Source organism: Stappia sp. G46H5W, assembly GCF_058448995.1.
Map to the genome: position 1 here is coordinate 528,459 of NZ_JBZFLL010000003.1, position 15,594 is coordinate 544,052.

At 67.3% G+C, this 15,594-nt stretch carries 15 protein-coding genes; 5 read left to right on the forward strand and 10 right to left on the reverse strand.

Annotated features, from left to right (window positions below; genetic code table 11):
• Positions 1 to 471: 471 nt before the first annotated feature.
• On the forward strand, positions 472 to 1,383 hold the full coding sequence (locus tag ACVJ6E_RS12645; protein ID WP_120266990.1) for a metallophosphoesterase family protein: 912 nt from the start codon (positions 472 to 474) through the stop codon (positions 1,381 to 1,383).
• Between the two features lie 55 nt (positions 1,384 to 1,438).
• On the opposite strand, the gene ACVJ6E_RS12650 is transcribed toward ACVJ6E_RS12645, so the two are convergent.
• Positions 1,439 to 2,059, reverse strand: a complete 621-nt coding sequence (locus ACVJ6E_RS12650; RefSeq protein ID WP_120266989.1) for a hypothetical protein — start codon at positions 2,057 to 2,059, stop codon at positions 1,439 to 1,441.
• 146 nt (positions 2,060 to 2,205) lie between these two features.
• Here ACVJ6E_RS12650 and ACVJ6E_RS12655 point away from each other — a divergent pair, with 146 nt between their 5' ends.
• Positions 2,206 to 2,679, forward strand: coding sequence for a YbaK/EbsC family protein (locus tag ACVJ6E_RS12655; protein WP_120266988.1), 474 nt, complete (start codon positions 2,206 to 2,208; stop codon positions 2,677 to 2,679).
• A gap of 42 nt (positions 2,680 to 2,721) precedes the next feature.
• Here ACVJ6E_RS12655 and ACVJ6E_RS12660 read toward each other — a convergent pair whose 3' ends face one another.
• Positions 2,722 to 3,345, reverse strand: a complete 624-nt coding sequence (locus ACVJ6E_RS12660; protein WP_120266987.1) for a GNAT family N-acetyltransferase — start codon at positions 3,343 to 3,345, stop codon at positions 2,722 to 2,724.
• 139 nt (positions 3,346 to 3,484) lie between these two features.
• Here ACVJ6E_RS12660 and aguB point away from each other — a divergent pair, with 139 nt between their 5' ends.
• The 3 genes from aguB (at position 3,485) to ACVJ6E_RS12675 (ending at position 5,958) form a co-directional block, all read left to right on the forward strand.
• A complete protein-coding gene (aguB, locus tag ACVJ6E_RS12665; RefSeq protein ID WP_120266986.1) occupies positions 3,485 to 4,375 on the forward strand; it encodes an N-carbamoylputrescine amidase in 891 nt (296 codons plus the stop codon).
• Positions 4,372 to 5,466, forward strand: a complete 1,095-nt coding sequence (gene aguA / locus ACVJ6E_RS12670) for an agmatine deiminase (protein ID WP_120266985.1) — start codon at positions 4,372 to 4,374, stop codon at positions 5,464 to 5,466. The genes aguB and aguA overlap by 4 nt, the downstream gene beginning before the upstream one ends.
• A gap of 147 nt (positions 5,467 to 5,613) precedes the next feature.
• Positions 5,614 to 5,958: a hypothetical protein gene (locus ACVJ6E_RS12675; protein WP_120266984.1), complete on the forward strand. Its 345-nt coding sequence runs from the start codon at positions 5,614 to 5,616 to the stop codon at positions 5,956 to 5,958.
• A 60-nt stretch (positions 5,959 to 6,018) separates the two neighbouring features.
• Here the strand turns inward: ACVJ6E_RS12675 and flhA are convergent, their stop codons facing one another.
• From flhA to ACVJ6E_RS12715, 8 genes are all read right to left on the reverse strand, one after another.
• Entirely contained in the window at positions 6,019 to 8,208 is a 2,190-nt protein-coding gene (flhA, locus tag ACVJ6E_RS12680; RefSeq protein ID WP_120266983.1) for a flagellar biosynthesis protein FlhA, read from the reverse strand.
• Between the two features lie 65 nt (positions 8,209 to 8,273).
• Positions 8,274 to 9,647 (reverse strand): sigma-54-dependent transcriptional regulator FlbD, encoded by a 1,374-nt coding sequence (gene flbD / locus ACVJ6E_RS12685; protein ID WP_120266982.1) that lies wholly within the window; start codon positions 9,645 to 9,647, stop codon positions 8,274 to 8,276.
• 19 nt (positions 9,648 to 9,666) lie between these two features.
• Positions 9,667 to 10,014, reverse strand: a complete 348-nt coding sequence (fliN, locus tag ACVJ6E_RS12690; RefSeq protein WP_120266981.1) for a flagellar motor switch protein FliN — start codon at positions 10,012 to 10,014, stop codon at positions 9,667 to 9,669.
• Positions 10,011 to 10,730, reverse strand: a complete 720-nt coding sequence (locus ACVJ6E_RS12695; RefSeq protein ID WP_208996590.1) for a FliH/SctL family protein — start codon at positions 10,728 to 10,730, stop codon at positions 10,011 to 10,013. Before ACVJ6E_RS12695 ends, fliN begins: the two co-directional genes overlap by 4 nt.
• A gap of 24 nt (positions 10,731 to 10,754) precedes the next feature.
• The gene (gene fliG, locus ACVJ6E_RS12700) at positions 10,755 to 11,819 is read right to left on the reverse strand and encodes a flagellar motor switch protein FliG (protein ID WP_120266979.1); all 1,065 of its coding nucleotides are present in this window, start codon (positions 11,817 to 11,819) and stop codon (positions 10,755 to 10,757) included.
• A complete protein-coding gene (fliF, locus tag ACVJ6E_RS12705; protein WP_120266978.1) occupies positions 11,816 to 13,444 on the reverse strand; it encodes a flagellar basal-body MS-ring/collar protein FliF in 1,629 nt (542 codons plus the stop codon). Before fliF ends, fliG begins: the two co-directional genes overlap by 4 nt.
• Positions 13,445 to 14,315: 871 nt before the next feature.
• Positions 14,316 to 14,591: a CtrA inhibitor SciP gene (gene sciP / locus ACVJ6E_RS12710; RefSeq protein ID WP_067217848.1), complete on the reverse strand. Its 276-nt coding sequence runs from the start codon at positions 14,589 to 14,591 to the stop codon at positions 14,316 to 14,318.
• 306 nt (positions 14,592 to 14,897) lie between these two features.
• Positions 14,898 to 15,563: a flagellar hook assembly protein FlgD gene (locus ACVJ6E_RS12715; protein ID WP_120266977.1), complete on the reverse strand. Its 666-nt coding sequence runs from the start codon at positions 15,561 to 15,563 to the stop codon at positions 14,898 to 14,900.
• Between the last annotated feature and the right edge of the window lie 31 nt (positions 15,564 to 15,594).

The following is a 15,594-nucleotide window of genomic DNA, read 5'->3' on the forward strand; positions in this document are numbered from 1 at the left end:
CATGGCTCCCGCTTCCCATCCGGCGGGCAGAACCGCAAGGTTTGCTTAACCCACCATGCGCGCCCTGCATGGGAGCACTGCCCGAATCGCGCTTGTTCCAGCGCCCGATTCCGCCAATTGTGCCATCGCAGCCGAAGGAGCGGCACCCGGACGAGAGCCCGATGATACGGGCGCCGGGACGAAGCCCGTCTCCAAGCTGCGTTCTCGAAGGAGAGACCCATGTTGTCGGCCCTGTTCCCGGCCTTCGCCCGTCGCCGCTATGTGTGGCGCCCGGCGGTCGACCTGACCAACCCGCGCATCGCCGCGGTGCTGACCACGTTCAGCAGCAACTGACAGGACGCCCGGCAAGGCGCGCATCGCGCCGCCGCCGAGCCTTTGTGAGCACCGTCCGCATGGGACGGATGGAAGCGCCCGGACCCTCCGCGGCGCTTTTTGCTTGACCGCTCCCCCTCCTGTTCCTGATGTGGGCACATGTTTCGCCTCGCCCATCTTTCGGATCCGCATCTGGGGCCCATGCCCGATGCCAGCTTCCGCGATCTCGTCTCCAAGCGGGTCATCGGCTACGTCAACTGGCACCGCTCGCGCGCCCGCTCGATGACCGCCAGCTGGCTGGACCTGTTGCTCGACGACCTCAAAGCCCAGTCACCGGACCACGTCACGGTCACCGGCGATCTGGTCAACATCGCCCTCGACATGGAGATTTCGGCCGCCCGCCACTGGCTGGACGATCTCGGCCGCCCCGACGATCTCACGGTCGTGCCCGGCAATCACGATGCCTATGTGCCCGGCGCCCTGCGCCGCGCGGCGCACGCGTGGGGGCCCTACATGACCGGCGACCTGCCGCTGCAGGAGGGCTTTCCCTTCATCCGCCGCCGCGGCGAGGTCGCCCTTGTCGGCGCCTCGAGCGCCAGGGCCAGCGGGCCGTGGTTCGCCACCGGCCGCCTCGGCAGCGGCCAGTCCCGGCGCCTGCGCGATCATCTCGGCCGCCTCGGCGAGGAAGGCGCGTTCCGCGTCCTGCTGATCCACCATCCCCCGCAAAGCGGCGCCACCTCGTGGAACAAGCGGCTGACGGATGCCTCGCGCGTACGCGCCGCCGTCAAGCGCGCCGGCTGCGAGCTGGTGCTGCACGGCCATACGCATCTGGCGACCCGCACGCAGATCGAGGGGCCGAACGGCCCCGTGCCGGTGATCGGCGTGCCGTCCGCCTCCAACGGTCCGGGCCGCAAGCGCCCGGCCGCCCGCTACAATCTCTTCTCGATCTCCGGCGAGCCCGGCGCCTGGCAGTGCGAGATGGAGGAGCGCGGCATCCCCTCGACGGCCGGCCGCGACGGACCGGCCGGGGTCGAGGCCATCGCCCGGCACCAACTGAAAATACCCGGCTGACGCGGCTGCGTCCCGGGCACCGGCCTTGCGCCGGAGGCTGTCCGTTGGGAAAGCGTCAGTTCAGGGGATTGGCGAACCACGCATAGCCGACCAGCGCCGCGGCGCCGACCAGGATGCCGATGGCAAAGGCCGCGAACGGGCCCCACAGGCCGCGCACCGTCGGAACGGTGCCTGCGGCCGGTGCCGCCGGCTGCGGCTGCACGGCGGCCTCGGGCTGCGTCGTGCGCGGCGGTTCCTTCAGCCGCTTGTTCAGCCAGTCGCCCTCGACCGCGCGCTCGCGCTCCAGCACCCGCTCGGCGATGTATTCGGTGATGCAGTCGGCCATGTCGTCGAGCTCGGGCGTCTCGAGGATGACCGTGCGGCCGAGCCTGGTGTCCTTGACGAAGCGATAGGTGCGCTTGTCGCGGCCCATCGCCACGTGGCTGGTGATGTCGATCCACAGCCGCGGCAGGTTGCCCGGCACGATCTGGAAGGAGAACTGGTCGTCGTCCTCCGGTACTTCCTTGAAGACGTCCTGCAGCTCCTCGGCGAGGAGTTCCAGACGGGCCCGCTCCGATTCCTGCAACTCCACCACCACATCGGTGCGCTCGACCTCGGCGAACTTGACCTTCCGGATTGCCTCCCGAAGGCTGCGCACCTTGGCGTGCGGCACTACATTGTCACGCGGTCTGGTCATACATCGTTCCGATTCGAGTCAGGTAAACGAACCCTTAATAAAATTTGTACCATAGACTCGCATTAACCGCAGCATCGCCAGGTGCTCAACACGATTCGTCCACGGACAAACAAGTAGACATGGTTAACGGGGATTAAGACTTCTCCATGGCAACAAGCAGTACAGACCGCGTCCGCCAGGCCGCCGCGGAGGCCGGCCTCACCATCGAGATCCGCGAGATGCCGTCCTCCACGCGCACGGCGGAAGATGCGGCCAATGCCTGCGGTTGCTCCGTCTCCGAAATCTGCAAGTCCCTCGTCTTCCTCGGCAAGTCCAGCGGCGAGATCGTCCTGCTGCTGGTCAGCGGCTCGAACCGTGTCGATGAAGCCGCCGTCGCCCAGCGCATCGGCGAAGAGCTCGGACGGGCCGACGGCCGCACCGTGCGCGAGCGCACCGGCTTTGCCATTGGCGGCGTAGCTCCCCTCGGGCACCTCGCGCCGGTCAAGGTCTATCTCGACGAGGACCTTACCCGATTCGAAGGGATCTGGGCGGCCGCAGGCGCGCCCAATGCAGTGTTTGCCACAACTGCGAGCGATCTTCTGAAAGCGACGGGCGCCACCGTCATCCGCATGACGCCCTGACCGGGGCGTCGCCCCGCCTCGCTTGCCGCCTCGCTCGCCCCCTCACTCGCCTTCAATCACCGGAACATGGCCTGCCGCCTCGCGCGGCAGCACGCCGGCAAGGCGCGGATCGTCGGCGATCTCGATGGCCCGCTTGTAGGGCGTGAAGCCGCTCGCCCGGTAGAAACCCAGCGCCTGCGGGCTGTCGGCGGTGCAGGTATGCACGAACAGCCGCCGCGTCTGCGGCCGCGACCAGACCTGCGACAGCGCCTCGTTCATCAGCCAGCGTCCCGCGCCGTTGCCGATTTCCTCCGCGACCAGCCCGAAATAGGCCAGCTCCACGTCGGCCGGGTTGCTGAAATCCAGTTCCAGCAGGCCGACCGGCTCGCCGCCGCGGCCCTTTCGGCAGAAATAGACCTCGTGCCCCGGCCGCGTCAGGTCGGCGACGAGATCCGCATCGCTCCCGGTCAGCCGCCCGAACCACAGCCACTCGTCGCCGATCCGGCGGAACAGGGCACGATATTCGGTCGGGTCCGGATGCTCGATCCGCTCCAGCGACAGATCCGGCCGCTCGGCCCGGCGCGGCAGCGGGCGGGCGTGCATCTCCAGATAGGTGACGATGGTCGCGACCTTGCCGGCCGGCAGGTCGGTATAGCCCGACAGGTCAACGGTGATCGACGACGTCATTCTCGCTCCTTACGCGCTGCGATGCGGCACGGCTTGAGGTAATCCGTCCCGCCCCGGCGATCAAGCGCCCCGCGTTGGCGCGGGGCACCACCTTGCGCTAGGCTCCCTCGCGAAAGCGCCGCCCGCCAAAGGAGCCTCGATGAGACAGGTCACCCTAGCCGCCCTGCAGATGGCCTGCAGCCCCGACCGGCAGGACAATCTCGCCCGCATGGAGAGCCTGATCCGCAAGGCGGCGACCAGCGGCGCCAATATCGTGCTGCCGCAGGAGCTGTTTGAGACCCCTTATTTCTGTCAGGACGAGGCGCCCGACCTGCTGCTGCACGCGGAACCCGCCGAGGACCATCCCGCGATCACGCGCATGCAGGCGCTGGCCGCCGAGCTCGGCATCGTCATTCCGGTCAGCTTCTACGAGCTCGCCGGCCAGGCGCGGTTCAACTCCATCGCCATCGTCGATGCGGACGGCACCAACCTCGGCATCTACCGCAAGAGCCACATCCCGCAGGGCTCGGGCTATCAGGAGAAGTATTACTTCTCTCCCGGCGACACCGGCTTTCGCGTCTGGTCCACCCGGTTCGGGCGCATCGGCGTCGGCATCTGCTGGGACCAGTGGTTTCCCGAGACCGCCCGCGCCATGGCGCTGATGGGCGCCGAAATGCTGTTCTTCCCCACCGCCATCGGCTCGGAGCTGCTGGACCCGCAGTGGGATTCCGCCGCCCACTGGCAGCGCGTCATGCAAGGCCATGCCGGCGCCAACCTGATGCCGCTGGTCGCCTCCAACCGCATCGGCACCGAGCCGGGGCGCAGCGGCACGCAGCTGACCTTCTACGGCTCCTCCTTCATCGCCGATGCCACCGGCGCCAAGGTCGCGGAGGCCGACCGCACCTCCGAGAGCATCCTGCTGCACACGTTCGATCTCGACGCGCTCGCCGCCTTACGCGCCTCATGGGGCGTCTTCCGCGACCGGAGGCCGGAGCTTTACGGCCCGATCGCCAGCCTCGACGGCGCCACCCCCAAGGGCCCTCGCGCATGAGCGCACCGCTCGCCTCGCTGCCCGCCGCCGACGGCTTCCGCATGCCCGGCGAGTTCGCGCCCCATTCCGGCTGCTGGATGGCCTGGCCGGAGCGGCCCGACAACTGGCGCGAGGGCGCCGGCCCCGCCCGCCGTGCCTTCGCGGCGATTGCCGCTGCGATCCACGCCAGCGATCCGGTCACCGTGACAGTCTCCTCGGCGCAAGGGCGCGAGAGTGCGCAGGCCCTGCTGCCCGCCGGCATCCGCATCCTCGACATTCCGTCAAACGATTGCTGGATGCGCGACATCGGGCCGACCTTCCTCACCGGTCCGGGCGGCAAGATCCGCGCCGGGGACTGGCGCTTCAACGCCTGGGGCGGCGAGGTGAACGGCCTCTACTCTCCCTGGGACCTGGACGATGCCATGGCCGCGCGCATTGCCGAGGTGGAAGGGGTCGAGCGCTACCGCGCGCCCTTCGTGCTGGAGGGCGGCGCCATCCATGTCGATGGCGAGGGCACGGTCTTCACCACCGCCGAATGCCTGCTGTCGGCGGGCCGCAATCCGCAGATGACCAGAGCTGAAATCGAACAGGGGCTGAAGGACTGGCTCGGCGCCACCACCGTCGTCTGGCTGCCGCGCGGCGTCCATCTCGACGAGACCGACGGCCATGTCGACAACCTGCTGCATGTCTGCGCGCCGGGCACCGTCGCACTCACCTGGACGGACGACAAGGGCGACCCGCAATACGAACGCTCGGCCGAGGCGCTGGAGCATCTTTCCGCCTGCCGCGATGCGCGCGGCCACCCCTTGCGCATCGTGCGCCTGCCCATGCCCGGCCCGCTTCACATGAGCGCGCAGGAAGCAGCCGGCATCGCCGCCGGCGACAACGGCATGGCCCGCAGCGCCGGCGAGCGGCTGGCCGGCAGCTACGCCAATTTCTACATCGCCAACACGCGCGTGGTGTTTCCCCTGCTCGACGAGCGGACCGACACGCAGGCCGCCGCCATTCTTGCGGAGCTGTTTCCGGGCCGCGAGATCGTCGGCGTGCCGGGGCGCGAGGTGCTGCTCGGCGGCGGCAACATCCACTGCATCACCCAGCAGGTCCCGGCCTGAGGGTCGGGCCGCGCTCCCCGGGGTCGCATTCCGCAACAAAGTGCCGATACGGCAGGTTTTTTGCTAAGACTTTGTTAACCGGATTGCGGCGAGACTGGTCCCGAACATCTCGCACTCGCACAGGCTCAGGGACCTCATTCCACCGCCATGCCTCTCATCGGAAAATCTTTTGGCGGCGGCTATGGCAGCACCAAGAAGGTGTCCGGCTATCAGCAGATCCAGCAGTGGAAGGCCAAGCAGAAGGCCCATTCCCAGAAGTTTCTGAATCAGCAGGCCGTTGCGAGCAACGTCTTCTCCGTCGGCGTCAGCGAGACCCAGACCGCCACCGAGATGCTGTTCAACAACGTCGCGGCCCGGGTGAAGAAGGCCGCCCAGGCCAAGATCGCCGAGCAGAACGAGGGCATCGACAAGGCCATCGAAACTCTCGATCTCGCCAAGTCCGACAGCAAAACCGACGAGAAGAAGACCGAAGGCGTCGACGTCACCGTCTGATCGCCGGTCCCCCGATACCCGATCGCGTTTCCGGCGCTCCGCTTGCGGGGCGCTTTTTCGTTACACCGATCCGACCGTCTTCAGCCTTGCACGCGGATGCACCTCGTTCTGGCTCATCACGGTCGTGTGGGCGCGGAACCGCTCGACGATGGAGCGCACGAAGGGCCGGGTCTGCGGCGAGGTCAGCAGCACCGGCACCTCGCCCAGCTGCGCCGCCTGCTCGAACGCGTCGCGCACCAGACGGACGAATTCCTGCAGTTTCGACGGCGCCATGGCCAGCGAGCGTTCCTCGCCCTCGCCGACGATCGACTCGATGAAGGCCTGCTCCCACTGCGGCGACAGGGCGATCAGCGGCAGGTAGCCGCCCGGCGCCTGGTTCGACGCGGTGATTTGGCGCGCCAGCCGCGAGCGCACGTGCTCAGCGATGGTGGCCGGATTGCGGGTGAAGCCGGTCGCCTCGGCAATGCCTTCCAGGATCGTGCCGAGATCGCGGATCGAGATCCGCTCGGCCAGCAGCGCCTGCAGCACGCGCTGGATGCCGGAGACGGTGATCAGCGAGGGCACGATGTCCTCCACCAGCTTCGCCTGCTCGCCGGGGATTTCCTTCAGCAGCTTCTGAACGTCCGCATAGGTCAAGAGCTCGGAGACATTGCCGCGGATCGTCTCGGTCAGGTGCGTTGCCAGCACCGTCGCCGGGTCGACGACCGTGTAGCCGCGCAGCGCCGCATCCTCGCGATACTGCCCCTCCACCCAGGTCGCCGGCAGGCCGAAGGTCGGCTCCGTCGTATGGGTGCCCGGCAGCTTCACCTGATTGCCGCTCGGATCCATCACCATGTAGTGGTTCGGGTAGAGCTGACCGCTGCCGGCCGGCACTTCCTTGACCTTGATGACATAGTCGTTGGCACCCAGCTGGATGTTGTCGAGGATGCGCACCGGCGGCATCAGGATGCCGAGATCGGAGGCCAGCTGGCGGCGCAGCGCCTTGATCTGCTCGGTCAGCTGGTCGCCTTCCGCGCTCTGGTTGATCAGGGCCAGCAGCGCATAGCCGAGTTCGATGCGCAGCTCGTCCATCTTCAGCGAATCCGTCACCGGCGGCTCGCTGGGCTTCGGCGGCTCCGCCGCCGCCACCTCGGCGATGCGCACCTGTTCGGCCGCCACCTTCTGCGTTCTGCCGGAGCGATAGGCAAGATAACCGGCAAGGCCGGCAAGGCTGAGGAACGGGATCATCGGGATGCCCGGCAGCATCGCCAGCGTCGCCATCACAAAGGACGACATGCCGAGCGCCTTGGGATAGCCCGAGAGCTGCTGGCCGAGCGCCTTGTCGGCCGAGCCGGCAACGCCCGCCTTCGACACCAGCAGGCCGGCGGCGGTGGAGACGATCAGCGCCGGGATCTGCGACACGAGGCCGTCGCCCACCGTCAGCAGCGTGTAGGAGGCCGCCGCCTGCGAGAAGCTCAGCTCCATCTGCGCGACGCCGATGATGATGCCGCCGATAACGTTGATGAAGGTGATCAGCAGGCCGGCGATGGCATCGCCCCGGACGAACTTCGAGGCACCGTCCATGGCGCCGAAGAAGGAGCTCTCGTCCTCCAGCTCGCGGCGGCGCTGGCGCGCGGTCCCCTCGTCAATGAGACCGGCGGACAGGTCCGCGTCGATGGCCATCTGCTTGCCCGGCATCGCATCCAGGGTGAAGCGCGCGGCCACTTCCGCGATACGGCCCGAACCCTTGGTGATGACGACGAAGTTCACGATCACCAGGATCGCGAAGACGATGATGCCGATGACGAAATTCCCGCCCATCACGAAGTTGCCGAAGGCCTGGATGACCTCGCCGGCAGCGTCCGTGCCCTCGTGGCCATTGGCCAGGATCAGGCGGGTGGAGGCAAGGTTCAGCGCCAGCCGCAACATGGTCGCGATCAGCAGCACGGTCGGGAAGGACGAGAATTCCAGCGGCTTCTGGATGAACAGGCCGGTCATCAGGATCAGCACGGAGAAGATGATCGAGATGGCCAGGAACAGGTCGAGCATCATCGCCGGCATCGGCAGGATGAGCACCACCAGGATGACCATGACGCCGAGCGCCAGCGCGATGTCGCCGCGCCGGATCGTGTCCCAGGCAGCGGCAAGGTTCAGCCCGCCGAGAGACATGCGGAAACTGCCGCCGCCGGTGCCGCCCGGCGCCGGCTGAGATGCCGGAACCGGGGCCAACCCCTGGCCGCCCTTGCCCTCGCCTGCGGTCACATCGCTCATGCCACGCCCTTCGTCACAGCTTGCGGCCCGCCCGGGCCGTCAACAGAACCACTTCTCCGCCGCCCTCAGGCGACGGCGACCCGCGCCTCGCCCGGACCGGGGACGTTGACCCCTTCGTCGGTATACTGATTCAGCTTGTTGCGCAGCGTGCGAATGGAGATTCCGAGAATCTTCGCCGCATGGGTGCGGTTGCCGAGGCAATGGTCCAGCGTGTCGAGGATCAGGTCCCGCTCCACGTCGGCGACCGTGCGCCCGACCAGCGCGCGGCTGACCGCCTCCGCCGTTGCCGCGACATCGGCGGCAAGGCGCGCATCGGCGCTGCGGCCCGGTGCGATCGGGCTGCCGTCCGGCATGCGGATCGCGTCGACATCGATCTCGTCGCCCATCGCCAGCAGCACCGCGCGGTGCATGGTGTTTTCCAGCTCGCGCACGTTGCCCGGCCAGGGATTGGCGAGCAGCATCCGCCGCGCCTCTTCCGAGATCGGGCGCCGGCGCACGCCGTTCTCGCGGGCATAGCGCTCGACGAAATGCGAGGCGAGCTCGACAATGTCCGTCGGCCGCTCGCGCAGCGGCGGCAGCTTCAGGTTCACGACATTGAGGCGGTAGAGCAGGTCCTCGCGGAACGTGCCGGCGCGCACCGCCTCGGCAAGGTCGCGGTTGGACGTGGCGATGATGCGGATGTCGACGGGCACCGGCTTGCCGCCGCCGACCCGGTCGATCACCCGCTCCTGGATTGCGCGCAAGAGCTTCGCCTGCAGCCGCACGTCCATCTCCGAGATCTCGTCCAGCAGCAGCGTGCCGCCATTGGCTTCCTCGAACTTGCCGATGCGCCGGGCGATGGCGCCGGTGAAGGCGCCCTTCTCATGGCCGAACAACTCAGATTCCAGCAGCTGCTCGGGGATCGCCGCGCAGTTGATGGAGATGAACGGACGGTTGGCGCGGGACGAGCGGGCATGCACGTAGCGGGAGATCACCTCCTTGCCCGAGCCGCTTTCGCCGGTCACCAGCACCGAGGCATCGGACGGCGCGATCTGCTCGGCAAGCCGCACCACCGCCCCCATCGACGGGTCGCGGTAGATGATGCTCGACTGGTCGCGCGCCACCGCCGCCAGCACGGCGGCGATCATCTCCGGATCCGGCGGCAGCGGGATGTATTCCTTGGCGCCGGCGCGGATCGCCCCGACCGCCGCCGTCGCATCCGTCTTCACGCCGCATGCGACCACCGGCAGATGGAAGCGCTCGGCCTCCAGCCGCTCGATCAGGTCAGCGATGTCCAGCCCGACATCGGCCATCACCAGATCGGCGCCGCGCCCGGCGCGCAACACCTTCAGCATCTCCTCGATGGTCGCCGCATGGGTGACGGAGGCGCCGCGGTCCATGGCGATCTTCGAGGCGGTGATCAGCTGGCCTTCCAGCGTGCCGACGATCAACAGTCGCATGGGTCTTCTCCTGTTCCGATCAGCGATCGGACTTGATGATTTCCGTCATGGTCACGCCGAGCTTGTCCTCGACGAGGACGACTTCGCCGCGTGCCACCAGCCGGTCGTTCACGTAGATGTCGATGGCCTCGCCGACCTTGCGGTCGAGCTTCAGCACCGTGCCCGGCGCCAGCCGCAGCAGCTCCGACACATGCATGCGCGAGTGTCCGAGCACGGCCGAGATCTGCACCGGAACGTCGAACACCGCCTCCAGATCGGCGGCGCTGCGGGCCTGCGAATGGTCGCGCTCGCCCTCGCGGGGGGCGTCCTGCGCTTCCATGTCGGTGAGCTGGAAGCCGGTTTCCTGCACTTCGTTGGTATCGCTCATCCGTCACTCCGCTCCTCGGCGGTCTCCTGGTTGAGGGCCGCTTTGTGCCCCTTGCCGGCGCGCCGGCCTTCGAAGTAGCGCTTGGCGGCCTGATCGACCTGCCGCTCGATCGCCTTGCGGTCGCGCACGATGCCCCCGTCCGCCCATTCGATGCGGCAGTCTCCGGCGGCGATGTCCGGCTCGCCGAGCAGCACCAGCCGCCCGTCGAAGCCCTTTTCCGCGACCAGCGGGTCGAGCCGCGGCTTCAGGTCCGCCAGATCGCTGTCGCGGACCCGGATCACCAGATGCGGTGCCCGGCGCAGCGGGCCCAGGCACTCCGAGATCAGCGCGATCACCTCGCCCAGCGGCTCGCGGGCGATCAGGTGGGCGCAGATCCGCCGCGCCACCAGAAAGGCCAGGGCCACCGCATCCTTCTCGTGCCGCGCCTGCTCGACATCGAGCTGGCCGATCAGCGCCGAAACGGATTCGGCCAGGCGCTCGGCCTCGTCGGCAAGGCGGCTTTCCTCGCTCTGCTGGCGCTCGCCCAGCGCCTCGGCCCGCCCGCGCTGGAACGCCGCCTGCTCGGCGATGGCCAGCAGCGCCTTGTGCTCGGCCAGCGTCATCGTCGGCTCGACCGGCTCGATGACCTCCTCGACCTCTTCCTCTTCCGGAAGCTCGACCGCCGCGAAGTTGCGGTCGAAGAGGAAACGGTGGACCTTCATTTGCGTGCTCGCCATTCTCGTCGCCATTGCTCAGGCCACTCAGTAGATGATCTCGTCGTCGCCCTTGCTCTTGGAGAGCATCAGCTCCCCCTTCGCGGCGAGATCCTTGGCCGTTGCGACCATGCCCGACTGAGCCTCGTCGACATCGCGCAGGCGGATCGGCCCCAGCGCTTCCATGTCGTCCTGCAGCATCTTCGCGGCGCGCGACGACATGTTGGAGAAGAAGAACTCGCGCACCGATTCCGAGGCGCCCTTGAGTGCGATGGCCAGGCGATCCTTCTCCACGTTGCGAAGCAGGGTCTGGCAGCTGCCGGCATCCAGCTTCATCAGGTCGTCGAAGGTGAACATCAGCGTCTTGATGCGTTCGGCCGAGTCGCGGTTTTCTTCCTCCAGCGCGGCCAGGAAGCGGGCCTCGGTCTGGCGGTCGAAGTTGTTGAAGATCTCGGCCATCATCTCGTGGCTGTCGCGCCGCGAGGTGTTGGTCAGGTTCGACATGAACTCGACGCGCAGCGTCTGCTCGACCTTCTCCAGCACTTCCTTCTGGATCGCTTCCATCTTCAGCATGCGCGAGATCACCTCCAGCGCCAGTTCCTCCGGCAGGATGCCGAGGACCTTGGCGGCATGGTCGGGGTCGATCTTCGACAGCACCACGGCGACGGTCTGCGGGTATTCGTTCTTCAGGTAGTTGGCGAGAACGTTCTCCTGCACGTTGGAGAGCTTCTCCCACATGTTGCGGCCCGCCGGCCCGCGGATCTCTTCCATGATCAGCGACACCCGGTCGCGCGGCAGGAAGCTCGACAGCAGCCGCTCGGTCACGTCGACATTGCCGTTCAGCGCGCCGTTGCTGGAGATCTTGCGCACGAAGTCGACGAACAGCTCGTCGAGCATGTTCGGCGTCACCGGACCCAACCGCGACATCGCGGCGGAGACCTCGCGCACCTCCATCTCGTCCAGCTGCTCCCAGATGCGCCGGCCGTGCTTTTCGCCGAGCGCCAGCAGCAGCACGGCGACGCGCTCGACGCCGCGCAGATCGCGCTCCTTCTCGGTCGCGCTGATCGTCAGATGGGTGCCAGGGCCGGCCTGGATGCTGCCTGCGATACTCATGCTGCCTCATTCATCCAGCCGCGGATGATCCCCACTGCCTCGTTCGGATACTCGTCGATGAGGGCGCCCACCTTGGCGATGGTTGCGACCTGCACGGCGCCCTGCGCCTGAGCCTCTTCCAGCCATTCGATGCGCGGCGTGCCGTCGCCCTCGTCCTCGCCGGCGCCCGCCGAATGATCGGCGAGCAGCGCCGGCTCCAGCGGCTGGCCGTCGGCGCCCAGCAGCACGGGAGCGGCCTCTTCCTCCTTGGCCAGGATCCGCTTGACCAGCGGACGCACCGCAAAGAGCGTCAGCAGCAGGGCGATCAGGAACAGCACGCCCAGCTCGACGAAGCGCATCAGGTCGGCGCGGGTGAACTCGAACAGCCCGGCATCTTCCTCGCCCGCCAGCATGTTCGGCGCCTGTGCGAAGCGCAGGTTGACCACCTCGACCTTGTCGCCGCGCCGGTCGTCGAAGCCGACCGCCGACTGCACCAGGGTCTGGATGCGCGTCAGTTCCTCGTCGGTGCGCGGGGTGTAGACCATGTCGCCATTGGCATCCGGCGCATAGACGCCGTCCACCAGCACCGCGACGGACAGCCGGCGGATGCCGCCTGCTTCCACCACCTCGGTCTTCACCGACTTGGAGATCTCGTAGTTGACGATTTCCTCGGACTGGTTGGAGAGGTCGCGGTCGCCGCCCTCGCCCGTCTGCTGGTCGGCACCCGGCACCTGGTTGCCCGCGGTCACGCCGCCCTGCCGGCCTTGCGTCGAGGAGTTCTCCTCCCGCGACTGGGTCGAGCGGACCACCTGGCCTTCCGGATCGAAGGTCTCCTGGGTCTCGGAAATGCGCGTGTGGTCGAGTTCGAGCGCCACCCGGACCCGCGAGCGGCCGACGCCGACCACTGAGTTCAGGATCTCCTCGATCTGGTTGCGCAGCCGCGCCTCCATCGACTGGGTGCGCTCCTGCAGCGAGGAGGCGAGGAAGCCTTCGCCCTCGTCGCCCGCGCCGCTGGCCAGCAGCCGGCCGGTCTCGTCGACGATGGACACGAAATTCGGCTGCAGCCCTTCGACCGCAGTTGCCACCAGGTGCTGGATCGCACGGATCTGGCCCGGCTCCAGGTCGCCGCGCACCGACAGCACGATGGAGGCCGACGGCGGCTGCGAGTCGCGCTGGAACAGGCGGCGCTCGGGCAGCACGAGGTGGACGCGGGCCGACTTGATGCGGCCGATGGAACGGATCGTGCGGACCAGCTCGCCTTCGAGTGCCCGCGTGCGGTTGATGTTCTGGACGAAGCTGGTGGAGCCCAGCGTGTCGGCCTTGTCGAAGATCTCGTAGCCGACCGAGCCGCCGAGCGGCAGGCCCTGCTCCGCCAGCCGCATGCGGGTGCGGAACACGTCGGCCTCCGGCACCAGCAGCGTCGCCCCCTCGTTCTGGATCTGGTAGGGCACCGCCAGGCTGTCGAGCTGGGAAATGATCGCCGAGGAATCCTCGAACGTCAGGTCCGTATAGAGCGGCGTCATCTGCGGCGTGGTCACACGCAGCATGATGAAGGCGAAGACGCCCACCAGGATCGCCGCCACGGCGCCCATGGCGCCCAGGCGCGCCGGGCCGAGTGCTTTCACAAGATCCGCAAGTCCGTTCACGTGCCCACCCGTCGATGCTGTCGCGGAAACCCTTTGGCGAGACCGGGCCACCCAGGGCAGCTTCTGGGGATGAGGGGATGGAAAAAAGCCACCCCGGATGGCCGGTAGGCAATTTTTGCCCGCCAGATGGTAAACGAGTGGTTAACGCGCGTTAGGAAAGGGTAAATATCTCGGGATTTCCATCGGTTATCGTCGCGAAATGCGATAGGCAACCGGCAAAATCGACCGGGTTCCGTTAACCTTTCGCCAAGCGTAATGAGTCGCGGCACCGCCCCCTCGGCCGTCACCCCGGCCAAGCGAAGCGCGCGCCGGGACCGGAGAGCCGAGGGCGTATGAGGTGCGCTTCGGAACCATGCCACGACCACGGTGCCTCCCCGATCCCGGATCTTCGGCCTTCGGCCTCGTCCGGGATGACGCCACGCAGAGGCCTCCCGCCACACGCCGGCTGAGGGCACCAATGGTTCCCGGCTCTCCGGCTTCGCCTGCGGCCGGGATGACGTCGGAGAGTAGGGCGCGGCCGGGAAGAGAGCCGAAAGCGACGGAATGCCGGGATGACGGCCTGAGAATGACGCACCCGCCCGCATCCCCTCGGCCGTCACCCCGGGCAAGCGCAGCGCGACCCGGGGCCTATTGGTTCCCAGAGCGCCAGCCGTCTCCCACCGCCCCCTCTTTCGTCATCCCGGGCAAGCGCAAGCGCGACCCGGGACCGGAGAGCCGAGGGCGTATGAGGTGCACTCCCCAACAAGACGGCCGCCGCTGTGCCTCCCCCGCAAACGTCAAAAGGCCGGCACAGCGGCCAGCCTTCTGGAGATGTCTTCGTACTTGATCTGCGGGACGGGCCGTTGCGGGGAAGCGAGCCGGCCGGGTCCGGTCAGTTCCGGTATTGCTGGACGCGCGTCGCGCGCAGTCCGGCAAGGCCGTGACGGTCGATCGAACTCTGCCAGGACAGGAATTCCTCGACGGTCAGCGTATACCGCTTGCAGGCCTCGTCGAGGGACAGCAATCCGCCACGGACAGCAGCCACCACTTCGGCCTTTCGCCGGATCACCCAGCGCCGGGTTGTCGCCGGCGGAAGATCGGCAATCGTCAACGGCGAACCGTCTGGGCCGATTACATATTTGACACGCGCACTCGCTCGGTCGGTCATTGTACACTCACACTCAACATGACCACGTTGACTATGAATGTAACGGTTTGCCTTTAAAAATTACCTAAGCGAGAAGCAACAATTCGGTAAGAATTTGAACGACTCGACACCGGCAAGACATGTCGTAAGCCGAGGGAAACCCTGCCTCCGTGCCCAAAAGGCCCAAGTCGCAAAATGGGAGGAAAGGAACGCCGACGAAAATTTCTCAGCCCTTCGCAAGATTTCGACGGGCAAGGAATCGCCGGACCGGCATCTGCTGCCGGCCCGGAATCGGGCGAGAAAGAATCGGTGAGGGGAAAACTCGGCTCAGTCCCGGTTGACCGAAAGCACCGCGCCGGCGGACACGTAAACGCCGCCGATCTTCAGCACGGCGCCGGACGAGGTGAACTCGATCCCGTCGACGGTGCCGGAAATTTCGGTCGCCACCGGCACGGTCGGCCGGTTGTTGGCGTCATAGCGAGCGATGGAGATGGTGTATTCGCCTTCAGGTGCCGTCGATCCGGCCGTCGTGCGCCCGTCCCAGCTGTAGGTATTGCGCCCGTAGGACAGTTCCGCGTCCTCGGAAAACACCACCGCACCGAGATTGTTGCGCACTTCCACGCGCGCCTTGCCCGATTCCGGCGTGTCGTAGGTCCACTCCGCCTCGCCGTCCTTCAGGCTGGTGGTGTTGCCGGCGGCGGTAACGTGCGTGCCCAGGTAGCTGACATAGCCGGAGGCGGTCGTGGCGGCCATCACCGACAGCAGGTCGCCCAGCTGATCGTTGGTCTTGATCTGCTGCTCGACCGAGGAATACTGCACCAGCTGCTCGGTATATTTGGACGAGTCCATCGGGTTGAGCGGATCCTGGTTCTGGATCTGCGTCGTCAGGATCGACAGGAACAGCTCGTAATTGTTCGACAGCGCCGCCAGCGAGGAGGACGTTGTCGTCGCCCCGCCGCTGGTGCCGTTTCCGCTAATGCCGCTCGTCGCCATCTCGTGTCACTCCTGTCGCCGCCCGCCTGCT